The 23,285-nt window shown below is 44.8% G+C and carries 23 protein-coding genes; 4 read left to right on the top strand and 19 right to left on the bottom strand.

All coding sequences use genetic code 11. The features are described 5' to 3' along the window. Positions 1 to 16: 16 nt before the first annotated feature. Positions 17 to 1,900, top strand: coding sequence for a 1-deoxy-D-xylulose-5-phosphate synthase (dxs, locus tag M4S28_RS13890; RefSeq protein WP_249631976.1), 1,884 nt, complete (start codon positions 17 to 19; stop codon positions 1,898 to 1,900). Between the two features lie 125 nt (positions 1,901 to 2,025). Here the strand turns inward: dxs and M4S28_RS13895 are convergent, their stop codons facing one another. The 16 genes from M4S28_RS13895 to vcdP form a co-directional block, all read right to left on the bottom strand. Beyond that, entirely contained in the window at positions 2,026 to 2,385 is a 360-nt protein-coding gene (locus M4S28_RS13895; protein WP_004734402.1) for a putative quinol monooxygenase, read from the bottom strand. Positions 2,386 to 2,435: 50 nt separating this feature from the next. Continuing rightward, complete coding sequence (pgpA, locus tag M4S28_RS13900; RefSeq protein WP_249631977.1) at positions 2,436 to 2,942, bottom strand: phosphatidylglycerophosphatase A; 507 nt, start codon at positions 2,940 to 2,942, stop codon at positions 2,436 to 2,438. Further along, positions 2,942 to 3,916, bottom strand: coding sequence for a thiamine-phosphate kinase (gene thiL, locus M4S28_RS13905; protein WP_104215029.1), 975 nt, complete (start codon positions 3,914 to 3,916; stop codon positions 2,942 to 2,944). Before thiL ends, pgpA begins: the two co-directional genes overlap by 1 nt. Positions 3,917 to 4,030: 114 nt before the next feature. Then, complete coding sequence (nusB, locus tag M4S28_RS13910; protein WP_004734399.1) at positions 4,031 to 4,498, bottom strand: transcription antitermination factor NusB; 468 nt, start codon at positions 4,496 to 4,498, stop codon at positions 4,031 to 4,033. After that, positions 4,498 to 4,968, bottom strand: a complete 471-nt coding sequence (ribH, locus tag M4S28_RS13915; protein WP_004734398.1) for a 6,7-dimethyl-8-ribityllumazine synthase — start codon at positions 4,966 to 4,968, stop codon at positions 4,498 to 4,500. The genes nusB and ribH overlap by 1 nt, the downstream gene beginning before the upstream one ends. 280 nt (positions 4,969 to 5,248) lie before the next feature. Further along, a complete protein-coding gene (gene ribBA / locus M4S28_RS13920) occupies positions 5,249 to 6,358 on the bottom strand; it encodes a bifunctional 3,4-dihydroxy-2-butanone-4-phosphate synthase/GTP cyclohydrolase II (RefSeq protein ID WP_249631978.1) in 1,110 nt (369 codons plus the stop codon). Positions 6,359 to 6,466: 108 nt separating this feature from the next. Then, a complete protein-coding gene (locus M4S28_RS13925) occupies positions 6,467 to 7,123 on the bottom strand; it encodes a riboflavin synthase (RefSeq protein ID WP_004734396.1) in 657 nt (218 codons plus the stop codon). An 84-nt stretch (positions 7,124 to 7,207) separates the two neighbouring features. Continuing rightward, positions 7,208 to 8,332 carry a bifunctional diaminohydroxyphosphoribosylaminopyrimidine deaminase/5-amino-6-(5-phosphoribosylamino)uracil reductase RibD gene (gene ribD, locus M4S28_RS13930; protein WP_102536676.1) on the bottom strand — a complete coding sequence of 375 codons (1,125 nt, stop codon included), beginning with the start codon at positions 8,330 to 8,332 and terminating at the stop codon, positions 7,208 to 7,210. Between the two features lie 40 nt (positions 8,333 to 8,372). After that, positions 8,373 to 8,822, bottom strand: a complete 450-nt coding sequence (nrdR, locus tag M4S28_RS13935) for a transcriptional regulator NrdR (protein WP_004734394.1) — start codon at positions 8,820 to 8,822, stop codon at positions 8,373 to 8,375. A gap of 156 nt (positions 8,823 to 8,978) precedes the next feature. Then, positions 8,979 to 10,229, bottom strand: coding sequence for a glutamate-5-semialdehyde dehydrogenase (locus M4S28_RS13940; RefSeq protein ID WP_050649653.1), 1,251 nt, complete (start codon positions 10,227 to 10,229; stop codon positions 8,979 to 8,981). Between the two features lie 66 nt (positions 10,230 to 10,295). Further along, positions 10,296 to 11,480, bottom strand: coding sequence for a glutamate 5-kinase (gene proB / locus M4S28_RS13945; protein WP_192852256.1), 1,185 nt, complete (start codon positions 11,478 to 11,480; stop codon positions 10,296 to 10,298). A gap of 76 nt (positions 11,481 to 11,556) precedes the next feature. Further along, on the bottom strand, positions 11,557 to 11,946 hold the full coding sequence (crl, locus tag M4S28_RS13950; protein WP_017091097.1) for a sigma factor-binding protein Crl: 390 nt from the start codon (positions 11,944 to 11,946) through the stop codon (positions 11,557 to 11,559). Between the two features lie 144 nt (positions 11,947 to 12,090). Further along, positions 12,091 to 13,344 (bottom strand): esterase FrsA, encoded by a 1,254-nt coding sequence (gene frsA, locus M4S28_RS13955; RefSeq protein WP_026012376.1) that lies wholly within the window; start codon positions 13,342 to 13,344, stop codon positions 12,091 to 12,093. An 89-nt stretch (positions 13,345 to 13,433) separates the two neighbouring features. Next, positions 13,434 to 13,898, bottom strand: a complete 465-nt coding sequence (gene gpt / locus M4S28_RS13960; RefSeq protein ID WP_017084190.1) for a xanthine phosphoribosyltransferase — start codon at positions 13,896 to 13,898, stop codon at positions 13,434 to 13,436. An 84-nt stretch (positions 13,899 to 13,982) separates the two neighbouring features. Continuing rightward, complete coding sequence (locus tag M4S28_RS13965) at positions 13,983 to 15,272, bottom strand: NCS2 family permease (protein ID WP_017106261.1); 1,290 nt, start codon at positions 15,270 to 15,272, stop codon at positions 13,983 to 13,985. A gap of 522 nt (positions 15,273 to 15,794) precedes the next feature. Continuing rightward, complete coding sequence (gene vcdP / locus M4S28_RS26620; protein ID WP_016767614.1) at positions 15,795 to 15,881, bottom strand: small protein VcdP; 87 nt, start codon at positions 15,879 to 15,881, stop codon at positions 15,795 to 15,797. 456 nt (positions 15,882 to 16,337) lie between these two features. Here vcdP and M4S28_RS13970 point away from each other — a divergent pair, with 456 nt between their 5' ends. Then, a complete protein-coding gene (locus M4S28_RS13970; RefSeq protein WP_102312429.1) occupies positions 16,338 to 17,810 on the top strand; it encodes an aminoacyl-histidine dipeptidase in 1,473 nt (490 codons plus the stop codon). Between the two features lie 156 nt (positions 17,811 to 17,966). Here M4S28_RS13970 and M4S28_RS13975 read toward each other — a convergent pair whose 3' ends face one another. Next, positions 17,967 to 18,506, bottom strand: a complete 540-nt coding sequence (locus M4S28_RS13975) for a DUF3332 family protein (RefSeq protein ID WP_029223480.1) — start codon at positions 18,504 to 18,506, stop codon at positions 17,967 to 17,969. A 271-nt stretch (positions 18,507 to 18,777) separates the two neighbouring features. On the opposite strand from M4S28_RS13975, the gene M4S28_RS13980 reads away from it, so the two are divergent. Beyond that, complete coding sequence (locus tag M4S28_RS13980) at positions 18,778 to 19,824, top strand: succinylglutamate desuccinylase/aspartoacylase family protein (RefSeq protein ID WP_076675667.1); 1,047 nt, start codon at positions 18,778 to 18,780, stop codon at positions 19,822 to 19,824. A 194-nt stretch (positions 19,825 to 20,018) separates the two neighbouring features. Here the strand turns inward: M4S28_RS13980 and M4S28_RS13985 are convergent, their stop codons facing one another. Further along, positions 20,019 to 20,336, bottom strand: coding sequence for a DUF3622 domain-containing protein (locus M4S28_RS13985; RefSeq protein WP_004734416.1), 318 nt, complete (start codon positions 20,334 to 20,336; stop codon positions 20,019 to 20,021). Positions 20,337 to 20,690: 354 nt separating this feature from the next. Here M4S28_RS13985 and M4S28_RS13990 point away from each other — a divergent pair, with 354 nt between their 5' ends. Next, entirely contained in the window at positions 20,691 to 21,701 is a 1,011-nt protein-coding gene (locus M4S28_RS13990; RefSeq protein ID WP_249631979.1) for an adenosine deaminase, read from the top strand. A gap of 91 nt (positions 21,702 to 21,792) precedes the next feature. Here the strand turns inward: M4S28_RS13990 and M4S28_RS13995 are convergent, their stop codons facing one another. After that, positions 21,793 to 22,977 (bottom strand): NnrS family protein, encoded by a 1,185-nt coding sequence (locus M4S28_RS13995; protein ID WP_121602997.1) that lies wholly within the window; start codon positions 22,975 to 22,977, stop codon positions 21,793 to 21,795. Positions 22,978 to 23,285 lie beyond the last annotated feature (308 nt).

The raw sequence follows: 23,285 nt of genomic DNA on the forward strand, positions 1-23,285 counted from the left end.
TAAGCGCGCATTACCTATGACTCTTGATATATCAAAGTACCCAACTCTTGCTTTGGCTGATAAGCCAGAGGATTTGCGTCTACTTCCAAAAGAGACGCTTACACAGCTTTGTGATGAATTACGTACCTATCTTCTTAACTCGGTGAGCCAGTCAAGTGGTCACTTAGCGTCAGGCTTAGGTACAGTAGAGCTAACCGTTGCTCTGCACTATGTGTACAACACGCCTTTTGACCAATTGGTTTGGGATGTTGGCCACCAAGCCTACCCACACAAGATTCTTACAGGTCGTCGCGACCGCTTGTCGACTATCCGTCAAAAAGATGGACTGCACCCATTCCCATGGCGTCAAGAGAGCGAGTACGACACGCTTTCTGTTGGTCACTCTTCAACATCGATCAGCGCCGGACTTGGTATGGCGATCAGTGCGAAGAAAGAAGGTAAGAACCGTAAAGTCGTGAGTGTGATTGGTGATGGCGCGATTACCGCAGGTATGGCCTTCGAAGCCATGAACCACGCCGGCGATATTCACAATGACATGCTGGTTATCCTTAACGATAACGAGATGTCGATCTCTGAAAACGTCGGAGCTCTAAACAACCACCTAGCTCAAGTTCTTTCTGGCAGTCTTTACACGTCAATTCGTGAGGGTGGCAAGAAAGTGCTATCAGGCGTTCCGCCGATTAAAGAGCTCGTTCGTCGTACAGAAGAACATTTAAAAGGCATGGTTGTCCCCGGCACCATGTTTGAAGAGTTAGGCTTTAACTACATTGGTCCAATTGATGGTCACGATGTCAATGAGCTGATTAAAACGCTGAAGAACATGAGAGATCTTAAAGGCCCTCAGTTCCTGCATATCATGACGAAGAAAGGCAAAGGCTACGAGCCAGCTGAGAAAGATCCAATTGGCTACCATGGCGTACCTAAATTCGATCCTGCACATTCAAGTCTGCCTAAGAGCACCAGCTCTAAACCAACTTTCTCTAAGATTTTTGGCGACTTCCTGTGTGATATGGCCGCTCAAGATCCTAAGCTAATGGCGATAACGCCAGCAATGCGTGAAGGTTCTGGTATGGTGCGTTTCTCGAAAGAGTATCCAGAACAGTACTTTGATGTAGCAATTGCTGAGCAACACGCTGTGACGCTAGCAACGGGTATGGCGATTGCCGGTGATAAACCAATTGTGGCTATCTACTCGACTTTTCTACAACGTGGCTACGATCAACTGATCCACGATGTGGCAATCATGGACCTACCGGTTATGTTCGCTATTGACCGTGCAGGTCTTGTCGGTGCCGATGGTCAAACACACCAAGGTGCGTTCGACTTAAGCTTTATGCGCTGTATTCCAAACATGGTGATCATGGCGCCAAGCGACGAAAACGAATGTCGCCAAATGCTATACACTGGCCACCAGCACACAGGTCCAAGTGCCGTTCGTTACCCTCGTGGTAATGGCATGGGTACTGAGATTCAAAGTGAGTTTACTGCGCTAGAGATTGGTAAAGGCCGTATCGTTCGCGAAAGTGAAAAAGCAAAAGATGGCTCGAAAGTCGCTATCCTGAGCTTTGGTACTTTCCTTGAAAGTGCACTTCAAGCCGCAGACGCTATCGATGCGACAGTTGCAGACATGCGTTTTGTGAAACCGCTAGATGAAGCTCTGATCAAACAACTTGCTGCTGACCACGATGTACTAGTGACTATCGAAGAAAACGCGATTGCAGGTGGTGCGGGCGCGGGTGTGATTGAGTTCTTGATGCAAGAAAAACTACTGATGCCTGTTTTAAACCTTGGCCTACCTGACAAGTTTATTGCTCAAGGTACTCAAGGTGAGCTGCATGAAGAGCTTGGCTTAGATGCGAAAGGTATTGAGAAGTCTATCTCCGACTACCTTGCCAAATAGCTTTCACAAGCAAACAGCATAAGCGACAAAACAAAAAAGGTTGGCCCTAGGGTCAACCTTTTTAGTATCTGCTAACTGATAAACTATTCGTTGTTTAGCTGTTAGTTATTAGCAATTAAGCCTGCTTAGCAACAAGGCTTAAGCACTGGCGCGTCATAGTTCTCTGGTTCGTCAGAGTAGATAGCAACGTTGAAGTTCTCAACCAAGCCTGTCTCTTCAACACACTGCTCTTGGAAGAACTGTTGAATCTCACGACGTTGACAGTGTGCTTCGAATGCTTCGTTGTCCGCCCAGATCTCATTGAATGCAATAGGGAAACTCTCACCCTCTGCAAATGGGCTCTGAATGTGACGAGTCACTGTATATTGGATACAACCGTCTTCACGCATTGTGTTTGGCTCTAGTGATTTAAGAACTTCAAACAACTCGTTCAATTTGCCTTCTTTAGGCTGAAATTGAGCAACACAGTAAACCTTCTTAGACATTGTAATTCCTTGTTTTTATGTATTATTGTTCGTTCTTTAGATATTGATTCTTAAACGAGCCAACCTGAAAAATGAGCCACTGCATACAGCGAAATCGCCGCCATAATACCCGCCACGATATCATCAATCATGATACCTAAGCCGCCGTGAACTCGCTTGTCTAACCAACCAATTGGCCAAGGCTTTACCATATCGAAAAAACGAAACAGAACAAAGCCGGCGAATAGCCATTTCCAATCATTAACAGGAATACCCAACAACGGCACTAGGCCCATGGTGATCCAAAAGCCCGCAAACTCATCCCATACAATAGAGCCGTGATCGTGCACGCCCATGTCATCAGACGTCACTTGGCATATTTTGATACCAATAATGCAGCTCACAACCACAAGAATGACATAAATAGGGAAAGGTAACTGAACCAGCAATAGATAAAATGGGATCGACGCAAGCGTGCCCATGGTGCCGGGAATAATCGGCGATAAGCCACTACCAAAACCCGTTGCCAATAAGTGCCAAGGATTTTTAAGAGAAATAAGAGAAAGTGGGGTTGTCATCAATTAACCTTAAAGTGATCGTAACCAGTTAAGTTCCAACTCAGTGGTTCACCATTATTGTGTAATTCAAAATATTCTACAGGTCTTATCTGGCCAATGCAGGTGACTTTTGTTCCAGTGTGTGACAAAGCACTTTCCAATGAGCCTTTATTCTCTTCCGGCACAGTAAAGCACAGTTCGTACTCTTCACCACTGGTCAACGCATACTGTTGAGCCGAAGCAATATCAGATGCGAACTGGCGTAGTTCTGGAGAAATTGGCAACGCACTCACATCAATGCTCGCACCAACCTGAGAACGCTTAAGGATATGTTTTAAATCAGCAATAACACCGTCAGAGATATCAATAGCAGACGAAGCAAGGTTCACGAGCGCTTGACCAGCCAATACTCGAGGAACGCTCATATAGTGCCTTTCTTCAAGCTCAAGAGCATAAGGTTTGACTTTGTTCTGTTCTGGCTCAAGCAATACTTCTAGGCCGGCTTTGCTATCACCTAGGTTACCCGTTACGTAAATCCAGTCACCCACTTTAGCGCCATCTCTACGCAGTGCTCGACCTTCTGGCACAAAGCCTTGTACAGTCAATGTCAGACTTAGTGGCCCTTTGGTTGTATCACCGCCAATTAACTGAATACCAAAGTAGTCAGCGAGCTTGAAGAAGGAGTCACAGAAGGGAGCAAGCCATTCTTCATCGACTTCTGGCATAGTTAACGCAAATGAAACCCAAGCAGGCGTTGCTCCCATAGCCGCAAGATCACTGATGTTCGAAGCCAAGGCTTTGTGTGCCACCCAAGCTGGGTTTGCTTCCGCTAGGAAGTGAGTGCCCGCCACTAAGGTGTCCGTACTGATCGCTATCTCAACATTGCCCGGCGCTTTGACCAAAGCACAGTCATCGCCAGCAGCCAGAAGAACGTCTTTGCGTTGTGGTTGTCGATTTACAAAATATTTTTCAATCAGGTTAAATTCGCCAGACATCACATGCCCTATCTTTAGTCTCATAAAAATCGCCGTAATCATGGAGATTACAGAAATTTAGTTACAAAAAAGGCCAGCATAAAAGCTGACCTTTAGATTCAATATACGAACGTCTTATTTCTTACGAACGTGTGGTGCAGCTTTATCAAGCACACCGTTAACAAACTTATGGCTGTCTTCTGCTGCAAATACTTTTGCAAGCTCGATAGCTTCGTTGATAACCACTTTGTATGGTACATCTTCGCGACGAGTCATCTCGTACATAGCTAAACGTAGAAGCGCTAGTTCCATCAAATCCAGATCTTGCATAGGGCGAGATACGAATGGACGAAGCTTGCTATCAAGTTCCATGTGGCTAAGAGCAACACCAGTTAGTAAGTCGCGGAAGTATGCAACGTCTGTTTCTGGCATAGCTAGAGCAGGTTCTGCGGCATGATGCTCTTCTTCATCATACTTACCACCAGATAAGAACTGTTCTTCAACGGTAGCAATATTTTCTTTAGTAATTTGCCAAGAATAAATTGCTTGTAGAGCAAATTGACGTGCGTTACGACGTGCGGCTGGTTTCACACTGGCCCCCATTAGGAATCGATTTCAGAAAGAACGTTGATCATCTCAAGTGCGCTAAGTGCGGCTTCTGCACCCTTATTACCAGCCTTGGTTCCTGCGCGTTCAATAGCTTGATCGATCGTATCAACAGTAAGAACACCAAACGCTACTGGAAGAGAAAATTCCAGAGACACTTGTGCCAAACCTTTATTACATTCACTACAAACATAGTCAAAGTGAGGTGTACCGCCACGGATTACTGTACCAAGAGATACAATCGCATCGAACTTACCTGTTTTTGCAACGCGTTGCGCTACAAGTGGAAGTTCTACTGCACCAGGGCAACGAACAACAGTGATGTTGTCTTCGCTTACTTGTCCATGACGCTTTAAAGTATCGATTGCACCAGAAAGTAAACTTTCGTTAATAAAACTGTTGAAACGAGCAATAACGATAGCAATTTTTGCATTTGGCGCTGGGAAGCCACCCTCGATCACTTTCATAAGCCTTCCTTTAACTATTTTCATCAAGTGAGAATCGCCGGATTCTAGCACAAAACTGTGAGCAATATCTAATGCTAATTTAGAAGAACAGACACCGGAGATGTAAAGATGATAACGCAGCACGGCTCTCAACCATATAGGAGCAACCAGTAGTCAAGCTCGTGTATTTAACACGTTTTGAATCGGGCTCAACTACTTTGCTCTTTTGGCAAAACGAATCACCAAAAGAGCCACTGGAATCATCGGTAAATTATGTTGCTATAAACAGAGATATATCGACTTACTCGCAAACATACTCAACAACGTTAAGACCAAAACCACCCAATGCGTGGTAACGCTTAGTGCTTGAAGAAAGCAGACGCATATCGTGTACGCCTAGGTCTTGAAGAATCTGAGAACCGACACCAACACGACGCGAGGTACCTTGCTTCTTCGCCATGGTTGGCTGCTCGTTCTTGTCTTGCGCTTCGAATGTCTTCACTTTGTGAATCAAAGAATCAGACGACTCTTCGTTGCCAAGAATAACCAACACACCGCCTTCATCGCCAATGCGCTTCATCGCTTTATCTAGTGACCAGCTACGCTCTGTACCACGGTCTGAGTGAAGTAAATCGGTAAACGTGTCATGCAGGTGAACACGTACTAGAGGAGCGCCTACAGACAAGTAGCCTTTTTGCATCGCGTAGTGGATCTGGTTATCAATCGTGTCACGGTAAGTCACAAGCTCAAAGTCACCAAACTCTGTTGGCAAATGACATTGTGCTACGCGTTCAATCGTCGTTTCTGTGTTGTTGCGGTATTCAATCAAGTCAGCAATGGTGCCTAATTTGATATCGTGTTTTTCAGCGAAGACTTCAAGATCAGGGCGACGTGCCATGGTGCCGTCGTCATTTAGGATCTCAACGATAACAGATGCTGGCTCACAACCTGCTAGACGAGCTAAATCACAACCTGCTTCAGTGTGGCCTGCGCGTGTTAGAACACCACCTTCTTGAGCTGTCAGTGGGAAGATATGACCAGGTTGAACTAAGTCAGCCGCTTTCGCATCTTTTGCCACAGCCGCTTGAACGGTAACAGCGCGGTCTGACGCAGAAATACCCGTTGTTACGCCCTCAGCAGCTTCAATTGAAACCGTAAAGTTTGTCGTGTATTGAGCATTGTTGTCTTGAACCATAGGCGCTAGACCCATGCGATTTGAACGCTCTTTGGTCAACGTTAGGCAGATTAAGCCACGGCCATACATCGCCATGAAGTTAATCGCTTCTGGCGTCACATGTTCTGCTGCCATGATCAGATCGCCTTCATTCTCGCGATCTTCATCATCCATCAGGATAACCATTTTTCCTAGGCGAATGTCTTCAATAATTTCTTGAGGAGTACTAATTGGCATTGTTCTATATCCTTTGAAATGGTTCTGCTTCCTAGAACCGACACTATTTAAACCTGATGATATTGCTCGCTTTTACAAAGTGATGTTTAGTGCACTTTGTACCAACGGTTAGGCAAAACCATTCTGCTGTAAGAATTCCATCGTTAATCGAGATTCAGGCTCAGACTCTTGCTGCTGGCCTTGCAGTAGACGCTCCATATAACGCGCTAATACATCGACTTCTAGATTCACTTTACGACCAACATTGAATTGATCAATGGTGGTTTCTGAAGAGGTGTGAGGAACGATAGTCAACTTAAAGGCATTCTTGCGTAAATCATTCACAGTCAGGCTAATACCATCAACAGTGACTGAACCTTTTTGAGCTACGTACTTTGAGATCTCTGCAGGCATTTCTACCCAGAACTCAATCGCACGACCGACTTGATTACGCTCAACAATCTCACCCACGCCATCAACGTGACCCGATACAATATGCCCACCGAAACGCGTGGTCGGTAGCATTGCTTTCTCGAGGTTGACCTTGTCGCCGGCTTGGTAATCCACAAAACCCGTTTTTTTCAGGGTCTCAAGCGAAAGATCTGCACTGTAGCTGTGGTCGTTATACTCAACAACCGTCAAACAAACACCATTGGTCGCGATACTGTCGCCTAACTTAACGTCAGCCATATCAAGATTACCAACATTAACCGTTACGGTGATGTCTTCTCCGCGGGGAGTGATTGCACTCAATGTACCTACGGCTTCTACAATTCCTGTAAACATTTTAAAACTCTTTTTGTTGTCAACAACACGTATGCAGTTGGAGTAACTATTTCTACTGTGGTTTCGTCACGATTTATTTCGCGACTATTGGTTAGCCGCAATTGGTTTCGCGACAGTAGGTTTCGTAACAATTGATTTCGCAATAATAGGTTTCGCGACAATGCGAATATCCACACCAACCTGTCGAACATCTTTAATTTCTAGGTCAATAACGTCAGACATTGAAGTGAGCCCTAATGCGCCCATCAAACCTCGTCCGTCACTGCCCATAAGTTTAGGTGCTAAATAGAGGATTAGCTCATCCACCAGCTGTTCTTCAATCAAGCTTTTTGCCAATGTCGCGCCCGCTTCTACCCAAATATGATCAATATGGTTCGCAGGCAATTGACGCATTAGATCGCGTAAATCGAGCTGACCTGCCTTTGTGGTTCCGACTTCAATATCAGCAGACGCTTCAGCGACTCTCAATACCGATGTTGGAGTTTGGAATAACTTGAGCTCAGGGCGCAGTTGATTTTGACGATCAAGAATCACGCGAATAGGCTGACGCAGCTCGTCTTCAGCGTAATGATCTTTGATACTGCTTGGCAACTCTGCCCAACGAACATTCAACGACGCGTTGTCTTCAATCACCGTCTGGCTAGTTGATAGCACAGCGCCTGACTTTGCTCGGTAGTTCTGAACATCACGACGCGCTTCTGGCGATGTGATCCACTGGCTTTGACCATTTTCCAATGCCGTTTGCCCATCAAGGCTAGCCGCCATCTTTAACTGAACGAATGGCATGCCCGTTTGCATACGCTTGATAAATGCAGGGTTCAAGTCTAGAGCATCTTGCTCTAATAAACCGATTTCAACCTCAATGCCTGCGTCGCGTAGCATTTTGATACCACGACCTGCAACTTTTGGGTTTGGGTCCTGCATGGCACAAATCACTTTTGAAACTTGAGCCTTAATCAAACCTTCAGCACAAGGTGGCGTTCGACCGTAATGAGAACAAGGTTCTAGCGTGACATAAGCAGTCGCACCTTTTGCTTTGTCGCCCGCCATTCGCATGGCATGTACTTCAGCATGAGGCTCACCGGCTTTGGCATGAAAACCTTCGCCAACGATCTGACCGTCGGTTTGTACGATGACACAACCCACATTCGGGTTGGGTGCAGTGGTGTAAATGCCGCGTTTGGCTAACTGAATAGCACGCGACATCATTTGAAAATCTAGGGGAGTAAAGTTTGACATGATTGAGGCGTTAATCCTCTAATTTAGCGATTTCTTCGCCAAACTCTCGGATGTCTTCAAAGCTGCGGTAAACAGAGGCAAAACGAATGTACGCCACTTTATCCAATTCTTTCAATTGGCCCATCACAAGATTACCAATCATCTCGCTTGGTACTTCACGCTCACCAGTTGCACGGAGTTGTGACTTAATCGTACTGATCGCAAGTTCAATCGCATCAGCACTCACTGGACGTTTTTCTAGGGCGCGCTGTACACCACCCACCATTTTATCTTCATTAAATGGTTCGCGGTTTCCATTCGACTTTATGACTTTCGGCATCACAAGTTCTGCCGATTCGAAAGTCGTAAAACGTTCACTACATGCAAGGCATTGACGGCGACGACGAACCTGATGGCCATCGGCTACCAGTCTTGAATCGATTACTTTAGTGTCGTTCTCTGAACAAAAAGGACAATGCATATCACCTCCAAATAATTGAATATCAGTGTAACGGAATTGCCAAACGTTAGGAAAGAAAAAGGGCCAATTAAGGCCCTTTTGTGTGGTGATTCATTGATTATTGCTACTCGATCGCCATTTCAAAAATGAGCTGAGGAGTAAAATTAACGACCAGCGTTAACCGCGAACTAAATAGTTCGCTTTACCTACCCATTTGTAGCTTGTCAGTTCTTCTAAGCCCATTGGGCCGCGAGCGTGCAGCTTCTGGGTTGATACTGCGACTTCAGCGCCTAAACCAAACTGTGCGCCATCAGTGAAACGTGTTGATGCATTCACATAAACCGCCGCAGAACCAACAGAGTTAATGAAACGCTCTGAGCTCTCTAGACTATTAGTCATGATCGCATCTGAGTGACTCGCGTTGTGTACGCGCATGTGGTCAATCGCTTCTGCCACATCCGCTACCACTTTCACGCCTAACGTGTAGCTTAGCCATTCAGTGTCAAAGTCACCTTCAACCGCATCACGTTGGTCTTCAAAACCTGCTATCAGAGATTTTGCGCTAGTGTCAGCAACCAAGGTAACCTTGCCTGCTAAACGCTGTGTCAGCTTAGCAAGGAAAGCCTCAGCAACCGCTTCATGCACTAGCAATGTATCTAACGAGTTACACGCTGATGGGCGTTGAACTTTTGAGTTTTCGACAACATCTACCGACTTTTCAAGGTCCGCACTTTCATCAACAAAGATGTGGCTGATACCAAAGCCGCCGATGATCACTGGGATGGTGCTGTTCTCTTTACACATCTTGTGTAAGCCAGCGCCGCCACGAGGAATAATCATATCCACGTAATCATCCAGTTTAAGCAGTTGAGATACGAGTTCACGATCAGGCTTCTCGATGTACTGAACAGAAGCCGCTGGAAGCTCCGCTTTCTCTAATGCAGACTGGATAACTTTAACCAGTTCCATGTTCGAGAAGAACGTCTCTTTACCACCACGTAGAATGCTTGCGTTACCTGTCTTTAAACACAGAGCTGCAATATCGATGGTTACGTTCGGACGCGCTTCATAGATAACACCCACCACGCCAAGCGGTACGCGGCGGCGAGACAGTGACATACCGTTTTCCAGTACCTTACTGTCCATTTCGCTGCCCACAGGGTCGTTAAGGCTAATTACGTTACGTACATCGTTAGCGATACCGGTTAAGCGCTCTTCATTAAGAAGTAGACGATCAAGCAGTGCATCAGTTAGACCGGCTTCACGGCCTAATTCGATATCTTTTGCATTCGCTTCTAGAATCGTTGCAGCGTTTGCTTCTAGCTCATCAGCGATGATCGCCAATGCCTTGTTCTTCTGCGCCGTTGATGCGGTCGCTAGGTGGAAAGCAGCGTCTTTTGCTGCAATACCCATGTTAGTTAAATCCACGTTTAACTCTCCCTAAATTCTGTCTGTCTTTGGATGTAACAAGGCGATTCGCCTTATCATCACGAGCTATTCTTGGATTACAACCAGGTCGTCACGGTGAATGACTTCTGACCCGTAATCGTAGCCAAGAATGTCGCCAATATCTTTACTGTGCTTGCCTGCTATTTTTGCTAGGTCTTGGCTTGAGTAGCTAGCGATACCACGCGCCACTACCTTACCTTTGCTGTCTGTGACTTGGGTAACTTCACCACGAGAGAATTCGCCTTTAACTCGAACAACCCCTTTTGCCAACAAGCTGCTGCCTTTGGTGTTAACGGCATTGACTGCGCCATCATCGACCACTATGTCACCAGCTGAAGCTGGGCCCGCTAAAATCCAGCGTTTACGGTTTTCAAGCGCTTCCGCTAAAGGCAAGAAACGCGTGCCTTGTGGGTTATCACTCAATGAATCAAACACCACATTTTCAGCACTGCCCGCTGCAATGATCACTTCAATACCCGCACGACGAGCAATATCAGCTGCCTGCAGTTTTGTCGCCATGCCGCCGGTACCTAACGTAGTACCACTGCCGCCAGCGATCTTACGCAGTGTGTCATCAATGGTTTTCACTTCTTTGATGAGTTCAGCGTTTGGATCTTTGCGAGGGTCAGCCGTAAACAGGCCTTTTTGGTCAGTTAATAGCAAAAGCTTATCAGCGCCGCATAAAATACCAACCAATGCCGACAAGTTATCGTTATCGCCCACTTTAATTTCGTTGGTGGCTACTGCGTCGTTTTCGTTTACTACCGGAATAATATCGTGTTCAACGAGTGCGTTAATCGTGTCACGTGCATTCAGAAAACGCTCGCGATCATCGAGATCAGCACGAGTCAGTAGCATCTGGCCAATTTTAAGGCCATAGATAGCAAACAAAGACTCCCAAACTTGAATCAACTGACTTTGCCCAACTGCCGCAAGCAATTGTTTGCTCGCCATCGAGTTGGGAAGTGCGGGGTAACCAAGGTGCTCACGTCCGGCTGCAATTGCACCAGACGAAACCATAACCACAGAGTGGCCTTGTTTTTTTAATTCAGCACATTGACGAACCAGCTCAACCATGTGAGCGCGGTCTAATGCCAATGTTCCACCAGTTAAGACACTGGTACCCAGTTTAACAACGACAGTTTTACTCTGTGTTGTTGTCCCGCTTTGATGATTTGTTGTCATGAAGTCTTTTATGAATAAAACAAATAAGAGGTGATGTTTTAGCAATCAACAAGAGAATTCACAAGTAGAAAAGGTGCGAAATCGCACCTTTTTGCTTTATAGAGAAGAGTAACCTTTAAAATCAGACGAATTCGACAGACTCTTCGTCTAACTGAACGCCGATTTCAAATTTCTTTTGAAGTTCGTCAACCAGCTTTTGGTGAAAGGCTTCTTGAGTTCGAGAGACCTCAGCGACCGCCTTTTTAGGTAATGGTAAAGGATCCCAGTTACCATCGATGTTGTATTTACCCGTGTTGTACTTCGCCGAAAATCCTTCTTCCGACTTATCCAACTCTAGCCACCAGCCCCAGAACTCGCGCTCTTCTGGTGACTTTTTATCGTTCACACACACAGATAAGCAATCAAAGATATAGTGGCCTTCTTCTGATTGCGGCTCCCTCAAATACGGACCAATGGCCTTTAAAACGTTTAACAAGCGATAATGTGTCGGTTGCTGTGTCACTTCTGACATATTGAATCTCCATTTTCAATGTTAAGAATGACTTTACTCAGACTGCAATACGTAGAAAACATGCAGTTGGATTTTATAAATTTTCTCTGAGTATCAGGTACTTACTTTGTACACTTTTCATGCTTAACTAATTTAGGAGAAATGTCATCTAAATAATTCATCCTCAAGCCACTTTATCGCTAATTCGAGGGATTGCTCATACCCCTGTGTAATTGATTTAGTTTTGATTTTCTTCGCTTTGCCGTAATCACTGTAAATAGCAACCAGTTGATTATCCAGATGCGGTGAAACAGGGTCACCTTCCAAAGCCAATGCCAAAATAGGAACGCTGGTTTTACTGTTAGCCAGCAAGCCTTGCACCTTCAATGACCAAGCCATCAGTTGTCCAGAAAGGCTATTGATGTCCACCGCTCCTTTGCCAAGGCGAGAAGCCAACACATCCAAATGCATCTTGGGCATCTGCTTGAGTTTGTCCGCATGAACAAAGATATCGTGGATCGGAGCGCCAAGAGAGATACAGGCTTTGAGTTTGTGCTGCTCAAGGAAGGATAACCTCACCATCGCGTTACCACCGAATCGGAAACCAAACAGACCGACTTTATGATGGTCCACCCATGGAATGTTAGGCAGTTCATTCAACACGGCTTGATGCAGGCAAGAAGAGTCTTCGGTTAGTGGCCAATGCGAACTGTGCCCTATCGACGGCATATCAATCGTTAGCATCGCAATGTTTTTCGGTGCTAGGTAATCTCTAAACAAACGCCACATGTCAGTTTGCAAGCTATCTAAACCCGCACTCACGATCACGACAGGTTGTGGTTTGTCTGTTTTGGTTAGATGTAAGTTCGCCTTAATCTTTTTGTTTTGATACGGCACTTCGATTTGTTTGACGATCAATTTGGTGTGTTTGATCGCTTCAGAATACGCCGCATTCGCTAATACCTGCGCCTGAGCAGCAAGGTTGTCGTTCTTTAGATGTGGGTAACCCGCAATGCTGAAACACAACGATGCTGAAAACAGCTCTTCAGCCATCTCTTCACCGTTCTTCTCATTAGAACGATTCTGATGCTGCATACCTAGCTTGGTCCATTCGTATGCCCAGTTACCACTGCGGTAGCCCATCACGGTATCTAACCACTCATCGGTGGTACGAGAATTATCGGATGAGGCGATGCGTGCCAATACCGCTTCTTGCTCTATCGGGTTAACGCCTTGCCATACCCACTGAAGACGTCTTAGGTTTCGATACCAAGATGAGTTCTGCTCTTCACGTTTTTTATCCAACAGTTCTTCTGAACTTGGCATGTAACGCGTGAGCATTGAGGTCTCTTTAGCCTGCTTGTGTTTTACAAACAAGGTTTCCGAAAGGTTCGAGCTCGTTTCTTCTGATTCAGACATTGGGATACTTAATAAGAAATGGTTGTTACTAATCATATAAAAAAAAATGACCCTATAAAGGGTCATTTCTCAAAAAACTAAGTTTACACTTATTTTGACTTGCGATTTACCGGCTCAACGAAGCTTAGGCTAGTATCCCAAGGTTGCTCAATCCATGTGTCTTGAGCGATATCAACGATGTATTCGTCTAACAAATCTGCGCCAGATGGTTTTGCACACACAGCGATCAGTTTCGCTTTAGGGTACATTTCGCGAAGCTTGCGTGCAGTGTCACCACTATCAACAAGGTCTTCAACGATTAGGAAACCTTCGCCGTCACCTTCAGGTGCTTTAACGACTGTCATATCACGCTGGTGATCGTGGTCGTAGCTAGAAATACAAATCGTATCTACGTGACGAATACCTAGTTCACGAGCCAAGATTGCACCAGGAACCAAACCACCACGGCTTACTGCCCAGATACCTTTCCACTGTTCTGCTGGCATTTGCTTTTCAGCTAGTTGACGGCAGTAAGTCTGCATGTTGTCCCAAGTGATAACGAATTTGTTGCTCATAGTATAAAACCTAATAATTTTGTCATGTTATTAGAGGCTATGCCTTACATAGCCTCTTCAGCGATTAAGCAGAAATCTAGACGATTAAGCGAAAATGTATTTAAGAATAAAGATAACGGACATTACCCACACAGCAGGTGAAACGTCGCGACCTTTACCACTTAGCAGCTTAATTGCAGCGTAAGCGATGAAACCTAGTGAGATACCCTCAGCGATAGAGTACGTCAGCGGCATAAGCAGACATGTTACCACGACTGGTGCGGCTTCCGTAAGATCACGCCAATCAATGCCAACTAGGCCAGACATCATCAGAATTGCTACATAGAAAAGTGCACCTGATGTTGCGTAAGCCGGAATCATACCTGCAAGTGGCGAGAAGAAAAGAGCCAGTAGGAATAAGATACCAACAACAACCGCAGTTAGACCGGTACGACCGCCTTCAGCAACACCCGCAACACTCTCAACATAAGAAGTTGTGTTTGATGTACCTAGCAATGCACCAATAGATGTTGCTGTAGAGTCAGCAAGCAGTGCTTTGTTCAAGCGCGGTAGTTTACCGTCTTCTTTGATTAGGTTTGCTTTCGTTGCAACACCAACCAGGGTACCCGCGGTATCGAACAAATCGACGAACAAGAATGCGAATACAACTGAAATCATACCAATTTCAAATACAGCAGAGAAATCAAGCTGCATGAATGTAGGAGCAAGGCTTGGTGGTGTCGACATGATGCCGCCGTATTGAACGTCACCGATCGCAATACCAATCGCCGTGATTGCTAGAATCGCAATCATTACCGCACCTTTCACACCGCGGTGAACAAGAGCAATAGTCAGGAAGAAACCAAGCGCACCTAACATTGGCGCAATCGCAGTGATATCACCAAGTGAAACCTTAGTCGCTGGGTTAGAAACAACGATGCCTGCATTGCTAAGCGCGATAAACGCAAGGAAAAGGCCGATACCCGCAGAGATACCAACACGCAGAGACATAGGGATCGAGTTGATAATCCATTCACGGATCTTAAAGATACTTAAGAAGATGAAGATTACGCCTGATACGAAAACCGCTGCCAAAGCAACTTGCCACGTATAACCCATACCCATTACAACAGCGTAGGTAAAGAATGCGTTCAGACCCATGCCTGGAGCTTGCGCGATTGGGTAGTTAGCAACAAAACCCATGATGAAACAGCCAATAGCGGCCGCTAAACAGGTTGCTACAAATACAGCGCCATGGTCCATACCAGCATCAGCTAGAATCATTGGGTTTACAAAAATGATGTAAGCCATTGTTAGGAAGGTTGTTAGACCTGCGATGATTTCAGTGCGCACATTGGTGCCATTTTCACTGAGTTTGAATAGCTTTTCGAACATTATCGAATCCTATAAGGGTAAAAAGTAAACGGTTGCGTAATCGATTGGCTGTGGATTATAAAGTTATCAAATAACAAATTCCAGATAGAATTAAGGCTCTAATCGATATTTATCAGAATGCCGTATGAAACAAAGCGATTAAAAACGAAGAAAAACAGGAACAATAACGAATAAAAACAATACTTTAGTGAAACTCAATACCATAGAAACACTTGGCTATTTTTTAAACCATCAGTTATTTTCATTGAGAATGTAGCCATCAAATTCTCAATTTAAACCCACAAGAGATGTGTATTTTTCAACAGGATCAGTAATAAGGCGCAAATTGATATTTTAGCGTTTAAAAAACAACCGCTGAGAATGGTAGAAAAAGTAGTGAATTGACGCGGTAGGGAAAAAGTAGCAGGCAAAAAAAACGCCACTCAATACTGAGTGGCGGTAGAATCTGTCAACCAAAAGGGTTGTAAAAGAATTCCAATATATAGGGGTGAACAAAACTGTTCGAGTTACATGCTTGTGGTATTAGTAACCAAAGCTTGTAGGGTATGCAAAGTTGCTAGTGTAAACAGAGCTGTTAAGCCAGAACATTGCAGATGGTAAACCTTTCATAACTATCACCTTAATAAATCAATAAAAAACGAATTTGATTTCTCGGTTCCTTGGAGGCGATAAAACGGACTCATCCTTTGAGCATTTACTCTTCACTTCAGAAGTTGGTTATTAATATACCCGAAAGAAAAAAGATTACAAGTATTTTTTGCTATACGTCACACTTTTGGCTAATTATGGTTATTTAAGAAACTTTGTTTTGTAATTAAATTACAAAACAGACTTAAACAAACGTTTGCTTACGCCATTTATAAGCATCAAAGCGCTTAATCATGATCAGATAGACAAGATCGCTTTCAAAATTTGAGCTATTTGAGGTTTAGAACCGCTACTCGTCAAAACGCTCAAGTGGTATGCTGTTGCCATCAAAACAGACCCATATTTTAGATTTTTATTCTAAGGTTTTACCTATAGAAATCCTAAATATATGGTTACCAAATAAAAAAGGAGTCATCCGTGTCTGAATTCCATTCTGAGATCAGTAAATTATCCCCTGCCCCTATTTGGCAGTTCTTCGATAAGATTTGCTCAATCCCGCATCCTTCTAAGCATGAGGAAGAGCTAGCTCAATACATTATTGCTTGGGCAACAGAGCAAGGTTTAAATGTACGTCGCGACCCAACGGGTAACGTATTCATTACTAAACCTGCAACGCCAGGCATGGAAAACAAAAAAGGTGTAGTGCTACAAGCGCACATCGATATGGTTCCACAAAAGAACGAAGACACGGTTCACGACTTCGCTAAAGATCCTATCCAGCCATATATTGATGGTGAGTGGGTTACAGCAAAAGGCACAACACTGGGTGCTGATAACGGTATGGGTATGGCTTCTTGCCTTGCTGTACTGGCATCAAACGAAATCAAACATGGCCCTATCGAAGTTCTACTAACCGTAGATGAAGAAGCAGGCATGACTGGTGCTTTCGGTCTTGAAGCAGGTTGGTTAGAAGGTGATATCCTTCTTAACACCGATTCAGAGCAAGAAGGCGAAGTGTACATGGGTTGTGCTGGCGGTATCGACGGCGCAATGACATTTGAAATTGCACGTAACGCGATTCCAGCAGATTTCGTAACACGTAAGCTTACGCTAAAAGGCCTAAAAGGCGGTCACTCTGGTTGTGACATCCATACTGGTCGTGCAAACGCGAACAAACTGCTTGCTCGCTTCCTAGCGGGTCACGCAAAAGAGCTAGACCTTCGCATCGTAGAATTCAAAGGTGGTAGCCTTCGTAACGCTATTCCTCGTGAAGGCTTCGTAACGGTTGCGGTTCCTGCAGCAAACCAAGAGAAACTGGCTTCGCTATACAACTACTACACAGAGCTGCTTTCAACAGAGCTAGGTAAAGTAGAAGACAGCATCGTGACTTTCAATGAAGAAGCTTCTGTAGAAATGGGCGCACTTGCGTCAGTAGACCAAGCTCGCTTTATCGCGGCACTTAACGCATGTCCAAACGGCGTGATTCGTATGAGTGACGAGATTGAAGGTGTTGTTGAAACATCTCTAAACGTAGGTGTTATCACAACAGAAGAGAACTCAATCACAGTGCTTTGCCTGATTCGTTCTCTTATCGATTCAGGTCGTAGCCAAGTAGAAAGCATGCTTCACTCTGTTGCTGAACTAGCAGGCGCTAACATCGCGTTCTCTGGTGCTTACCCAGGTTGGAAACCAGACGCAGATTCAGAAATCATGCATATCTTCCGCGACATGTACGAAGGTATCTACGGTCACAAGCCAAACATCATGGTAATCCATGCTGGTCTTGAATGTGGTCTATTCAAAGAACCTTACCCGAACATGGATATGGTTTCTTTCGGCCCAACCATCAAGTTCCCTCACTCTCCAGATGAGAAAGTGAAGATCGACACGGTTGAGCTATTCTGGAACCAAATGGTTGCGCTACTTGAAGCAATCCCAGAAAAAGCATAATTCGATAAGCTATGTTTGTTCAATGAATCGTGCTTTTCAATAAATAGCACTTTTCAGTAAACACCGTTTATCCGAGACAAAATAAAACAGGTACTCAATGAGTACCTGTTTTTGTATCTAATTTTTGTAAACGACTATTTGTGACTAAAGAAGCGATTAAGCGCGTGTAGCCGCGTAGCTCTCTAGCTCATCAATTGAAGTTTGTGCCACAACTTCACCATCGATGAAGTACGTCACCATCTCGCCATCGCGAACACCGATTAACGTCGCACGCTCACCAGATTGGTAAGTAATGTCCATTTGGATCGTGTTTTCATCAATCTGCTGCATTTGACCTTTCTCAATCACATCAGCACTCGTAATAGGGCCTACTGGCGCTTCCGTTAGAGACGGATCCAACTGATGGTTGATGTCTAAGTACGTATCAGTCTTTGTATCAAAGATGTGCGGAGAACCAGTTAGTGGGTTGCTACCAGTCCAGAACTCTAGTGAGTTGAATACCAGGTAATCGGCAGCAACTGTTAGGCCGTAAGCAGGCGCTAGTAGCATGTTCAAGCCACCACGTGCGTAACGGTTATCAACAGCCTTAACGTTAAACTTCATTAGGTAACCGGTTACTGCGTTACTACCAACACAGCCAGATAAAGCGACAGAAACCACCGCCAGTGCAACGACTTTTGAAATTGTTTTTTTCATTTTTATCTCGATATATGAATTTGGCCGCCAAAAAATGGCGATGGATAATACCAATCAACCGAACGGAAAATATCAGAGTTAAATCAATGTATTGTCAGAAAATTCACAATTTAAAACACCCTCTAATTAGCCAAATCAAAAACAGAAACCAATTCAGAAGCCTCTCCATAAAAAACTTTTGTCGTGACCGTAAAGTGATTGATTCGTACTAAAAATCAACGATTGATACATTCCGTGTTAACGAATTATCACTATGTTGAGAACAACCTAAATGGCAAGACTAAAACCTAATCAACCCTTCGAATTACTTGGTTATACTGTTCAGCCAGGGCAACGAATGGAGATTGAACTACAAGCTGCCCTGCTTTACACGCACTCTCCACTTTCGATCCCGATTGAAATTATTCACGGTCGCCAAGCAGGTCCAACACTGATGGTAAATGCGGCTATCCACGGCGATGAGCTAAACGGTGTTGAGATTGCACGACAACTGACAAACGCGATTGATCCAAAGAAACTGAAAGGGACATTAATTGTTGTACCGATCGTTAACGTGTTTGGCTTTATCCATAAATCTCGTTACCTACCAGACCGTCGTGACCTAAACCGTTGCTTCCCAGGTAGTGAGAAAGGATCGCTAACATCACGCATCGCTCACACCTTCTTCGAGAACGTAGCGAAACACTGTGATTACATTCTTGATCTTCACACAGGCGCGATTCACCGTACTAACTTGCCACAGATCCGTGCAAACCTATCGAACCCTGAAACACTGCGCATCGCAAAAGCATTCGCAACACCAGTGATCATTGATTCTCCATTGCGTGACGGCTCACTACGTAGTGAAGCAGAAAAGTTGGGGATTCCTGTACTAACGTATGAAGGTGGTGAAGCGCTGCGTTTTGATCACCTAGCGATTCGTGCGGGTTACCTTGGCGTGCATCAAGTAATGAAAGAAATCGGCATGCTGCGCCCTAACCGTAAGAAGTTGCCAGAGCCAGTACTGAGTAAATCTACCAGCTGGATCCGCGCTGAGTCAGACGGTATTTTGCGCAACATGGTAAGACTGGGTGAACAAGTTGAAGCAGGACAAACTCTGGCTTACATCAGTTCACCTCTAGGTCACCAAGAAGGCCAAGTGATCACCACTAAAGGCGGTATCGTGATTGGCCAACAAACTCTACCGTTGGTAAACGAAGGTGACGCTGTATTCCACATTGCTTACTTCAAGCAAGATGATGATGAAGTGGGACAGTCTGTAGAGAGTTACATTGAAGAAGTCGCGGAAGACGATTGGCTGACAGCGCTAAACAACTAAGGACCGAATTCGGGTAATTAGTGAGTCAGATACGTAGCCACCAGCCATGAGTGGTTACGTGATCCAGACTAATACACCACAAATGAAAAAGCCCCGATAAACTTTTAACTAGAAAGAGAAAAGCTATATCGGGGCTTTTTTTACTTGTCCCTTATCTTAAAATTAAGGGACCTGTAAATTAATTGTGCACTGGATTACTCAGCGTCTTCTTGCTCTTCTTCACGAGCTTTTGCGCGTGCTTCACGTGCTTGCTCAGCTTTAAGCTCTTTAGTGTGACGTAGTTCGTCACGCTCTTTACGCTGCTCTGATTTACGCTCGTTACGTTCAGCTTGGTTTGAGATGAAAGATGCTAGCTCTTTCTCTGCCCACTCTTGTGCTAGAGCTTCAGTTTCGAAACCAGACTCACGCTTAGATACTGTTGTGCTGCGAGACGTTACTTGACGAGTAATCTCTGCACACCAACCGTTGCGTTTTTCTGTAAGGCGGATATCAAATTTTTTGTTCTTAGACATGTTCTATTTTTTCCTAAGGGAGATCATTAAGGGATCGGTCACTTTGATAACTCCATCTAAGTGAGCATCTTTTAACACCATCCCTTGGTAAGCGCGGTATTAGAGCACAAACCAATGAATATTGCTGCAAATATTTGCAGCGGATCACACTCCCATGCTGCAAATCGTTTGCGCCGGATTTCAATGGGTTCGTAACTCTCGATTCATCATCAACTTCTGTGCAATTTTATCGACAACAATGAAATGAACTATGCTCAAACAGAGATAAATGAAAGAGATAACCTGCAGGCTCAGGTTTACAGACTCTACTGTCTCGCCTACTCCGCCCATAATTAAAATAGCTAAGGAGTTGCTATGGATAGCTTCATCAAACATTTACCCAAGGTTGAGCTGCACTTACATATTGAAGGCACGCTAGAACCTGAGCTGATGTTCCAACTGGCCAAGCGCAATAACGTGTCGATTCCCTTTGATAACCCAGACCAAGTAAGAGACGCGTACCAATTCCACAATCTTCAGTCTTTTCTCGATATCTATTATCAAGGCGCTAACGTACTGATTCATGAACAGGATTTCTATGACCTGACTTGGGCTTACCTACTCAAGTGCCAACAAGATAATGTGGTTCATACTGAGATCTTTTTTGACCCTCAAACCCACACCGAACGTGGTATTGCCTTTGAAGTCATCATAAGTGGGATTACTCAAGCTTTGAATCAAGCCGAGCAAGAACTAGGGATCAGCAGCCAGCTGATCATGTGCTTTCTGCGCCATCTTGATGAAGACAGCGCTTTTGAAACACTCCAACAGGCCCTTCCCTACAAAGATAAGATCATTGCCGTCGGGCTGGATTCGTCGGAAAAAGGAAACCCGCCGGAGAAGTTTAAGCATGTATTCCAAGAGGCGATCAACCAAGGGTTCCTGACCGTCGCGCACGCCGGAGAGGAAGGCCCTGCGCAAAATATTAGTGACGCGCTGAGCTTGTTGGGCATCACCCGTATTGATCATGGCGTTCGCTGTGTAGAAGATGAAGACTTGATGGAACAGCTAATCGCTAAACGCACACCGCTGACCGTATGCCCGCTATCGAATACCAAGCTAAAGGTCTTCGACACCATGCAAGAACACAATATCGTCGAGTTGCTGAGAAAAGGGCTGTGCGTCACCATCAATTCCGATGATCCGGCTTACTTCGGCGGCTATATGAATGATAACTTCCTCGCCGTCGCCAATGCTCATCCACTGACGAAAAACGAATTAGCGCAATTCAGTATTAATGCTGTCGAAGCGAGTTTCATCTCGCCTCACGCCAAAGAAGATCTCATTGCACAAGTGCGCCAATATCTTGCCGAGAATACTCACTAAGAGAATGGATCTTTGAGAATGGAGCTTTGCTGCGATCAAAAAAGGGAAGCTCAGTGCTTCCCTTTCAAAATGGGTTCGAAAATCAATAGGCTTAGCCTGGGTGACCATCCACTCTTGGCGTTAAAAGCATCATGCCGAACTTCCAGATAAACAACCCGAATGCTAACGTCCATAAACCCGCGCTGATGTTCACCATCTCAAATAAATACGCAGGGAAGAAAGTCACACCTACGCTGCGAACCAAAGCCGCGATAAAAATAGCCGAGAACGCTAACGCCATACTTGGCCCTTTATAGATTGCACGACCCGTGTGCCCCATTGTCACGCGCGTAATCATCGCAAGAATTAATCCACTCAAACCGCCAATTGCAAACAAGTGCAGCATGTTGTGGCTCGCGAACGGGTTGTCTAATAAACCACGTAGCAGCAAGCTTAAAGGGATGCATAGGTAAGCCGCATGCAGCGACCACACCAAGGGTTCAGATAACGTAGTCCAAGGCTTCCAGCGGATAAAGCGCACCAACTGAGTCACACCTGCAAATACCATCAACTCATTGCCGACTTGAGCAAAGGTCAATGGGAAGAAGCTCAATACAAATAAGCCAACCAAAGGTAGATTCGCTAACCATTCTAACCAAACTAGTGGTTGTGCTTTTTCAAAATCGAAGCGACGTGCCGTGAAGAACGGAATCACTCGCCCACCCATCACTGATAGCAGCAAGGTAAACCACCATAACATTGCGTGCCATACTGCAGACGATGGGAATGGAGGCATACCTTTAACGGTCGCGTAACTAGCAAAGTTCGCCACGATAGCCAATATAAACAGCGGCACAAAGAATAGATTCTTCCAGCCTTTCGATTTAACAACTCGGAAACCAATTTCGTAAGCGGCGAAGATTAAGAACAACGCCTCAACCGATGAGATCAGCCATAACGGTGCGGGGGTCCAAAACAGAATACGAGGTGCTAACCACAAACCAACCAGTGCGGCTAATCGATAGTGTTTGGTTCCATTGACACCCGTCCACGTTTGCACCGCAGTTAACACAAAACCGACCACAATCGCCATGGCAAAGCCAAACAGCATTTCATGTACGTGCCACCAAAGCGCCGGTACTTTTAGCATTTCTGGCTGACCGTTTTGGAACATGATGACCCAAGCCACAATCGCGATCACAGCATAGAGACTGCCTAAAAAGAAGAAAGGTCTAAAACCTAATCGAAGATATGCAGGAATCGCATCTTCTACACTTTTATCTGTGATATTTAACAAACTCGTTCCTCATTTCAGATAACAAGCCAAGAGTGGCTTCTGGGAATTGCTATTTCATAGTCAAATTCATGATGCAGTAATCATCACTGCAATATTGCCTAACGTAATGCATGAAACGCGCCAAAGGTATAAAGCCAATAAAAACAAGTAACAAGGAGTCTTTAGGCTTCAAAAAAGTGTCAATTAAACACACCCTATAAAAGTCATTTAGACTCATGAGAGTGTAAAATAAAAAACTACTGACATTTGATGAAGCCAAACATATAGTAAGACTAGTCTCAAATACAAAAGAACAGACAGGGAACGCG

It is taken from the genome of Vibrio sp. J383, from assembly GCF_023503985.1.
Taxonomy (GTDB): Bacteria; Pseudomonadota; Gammaproteobacteria; order Enterobacterales; family Vibrionaceae; genus Vibrio; species Vibrio splendidus.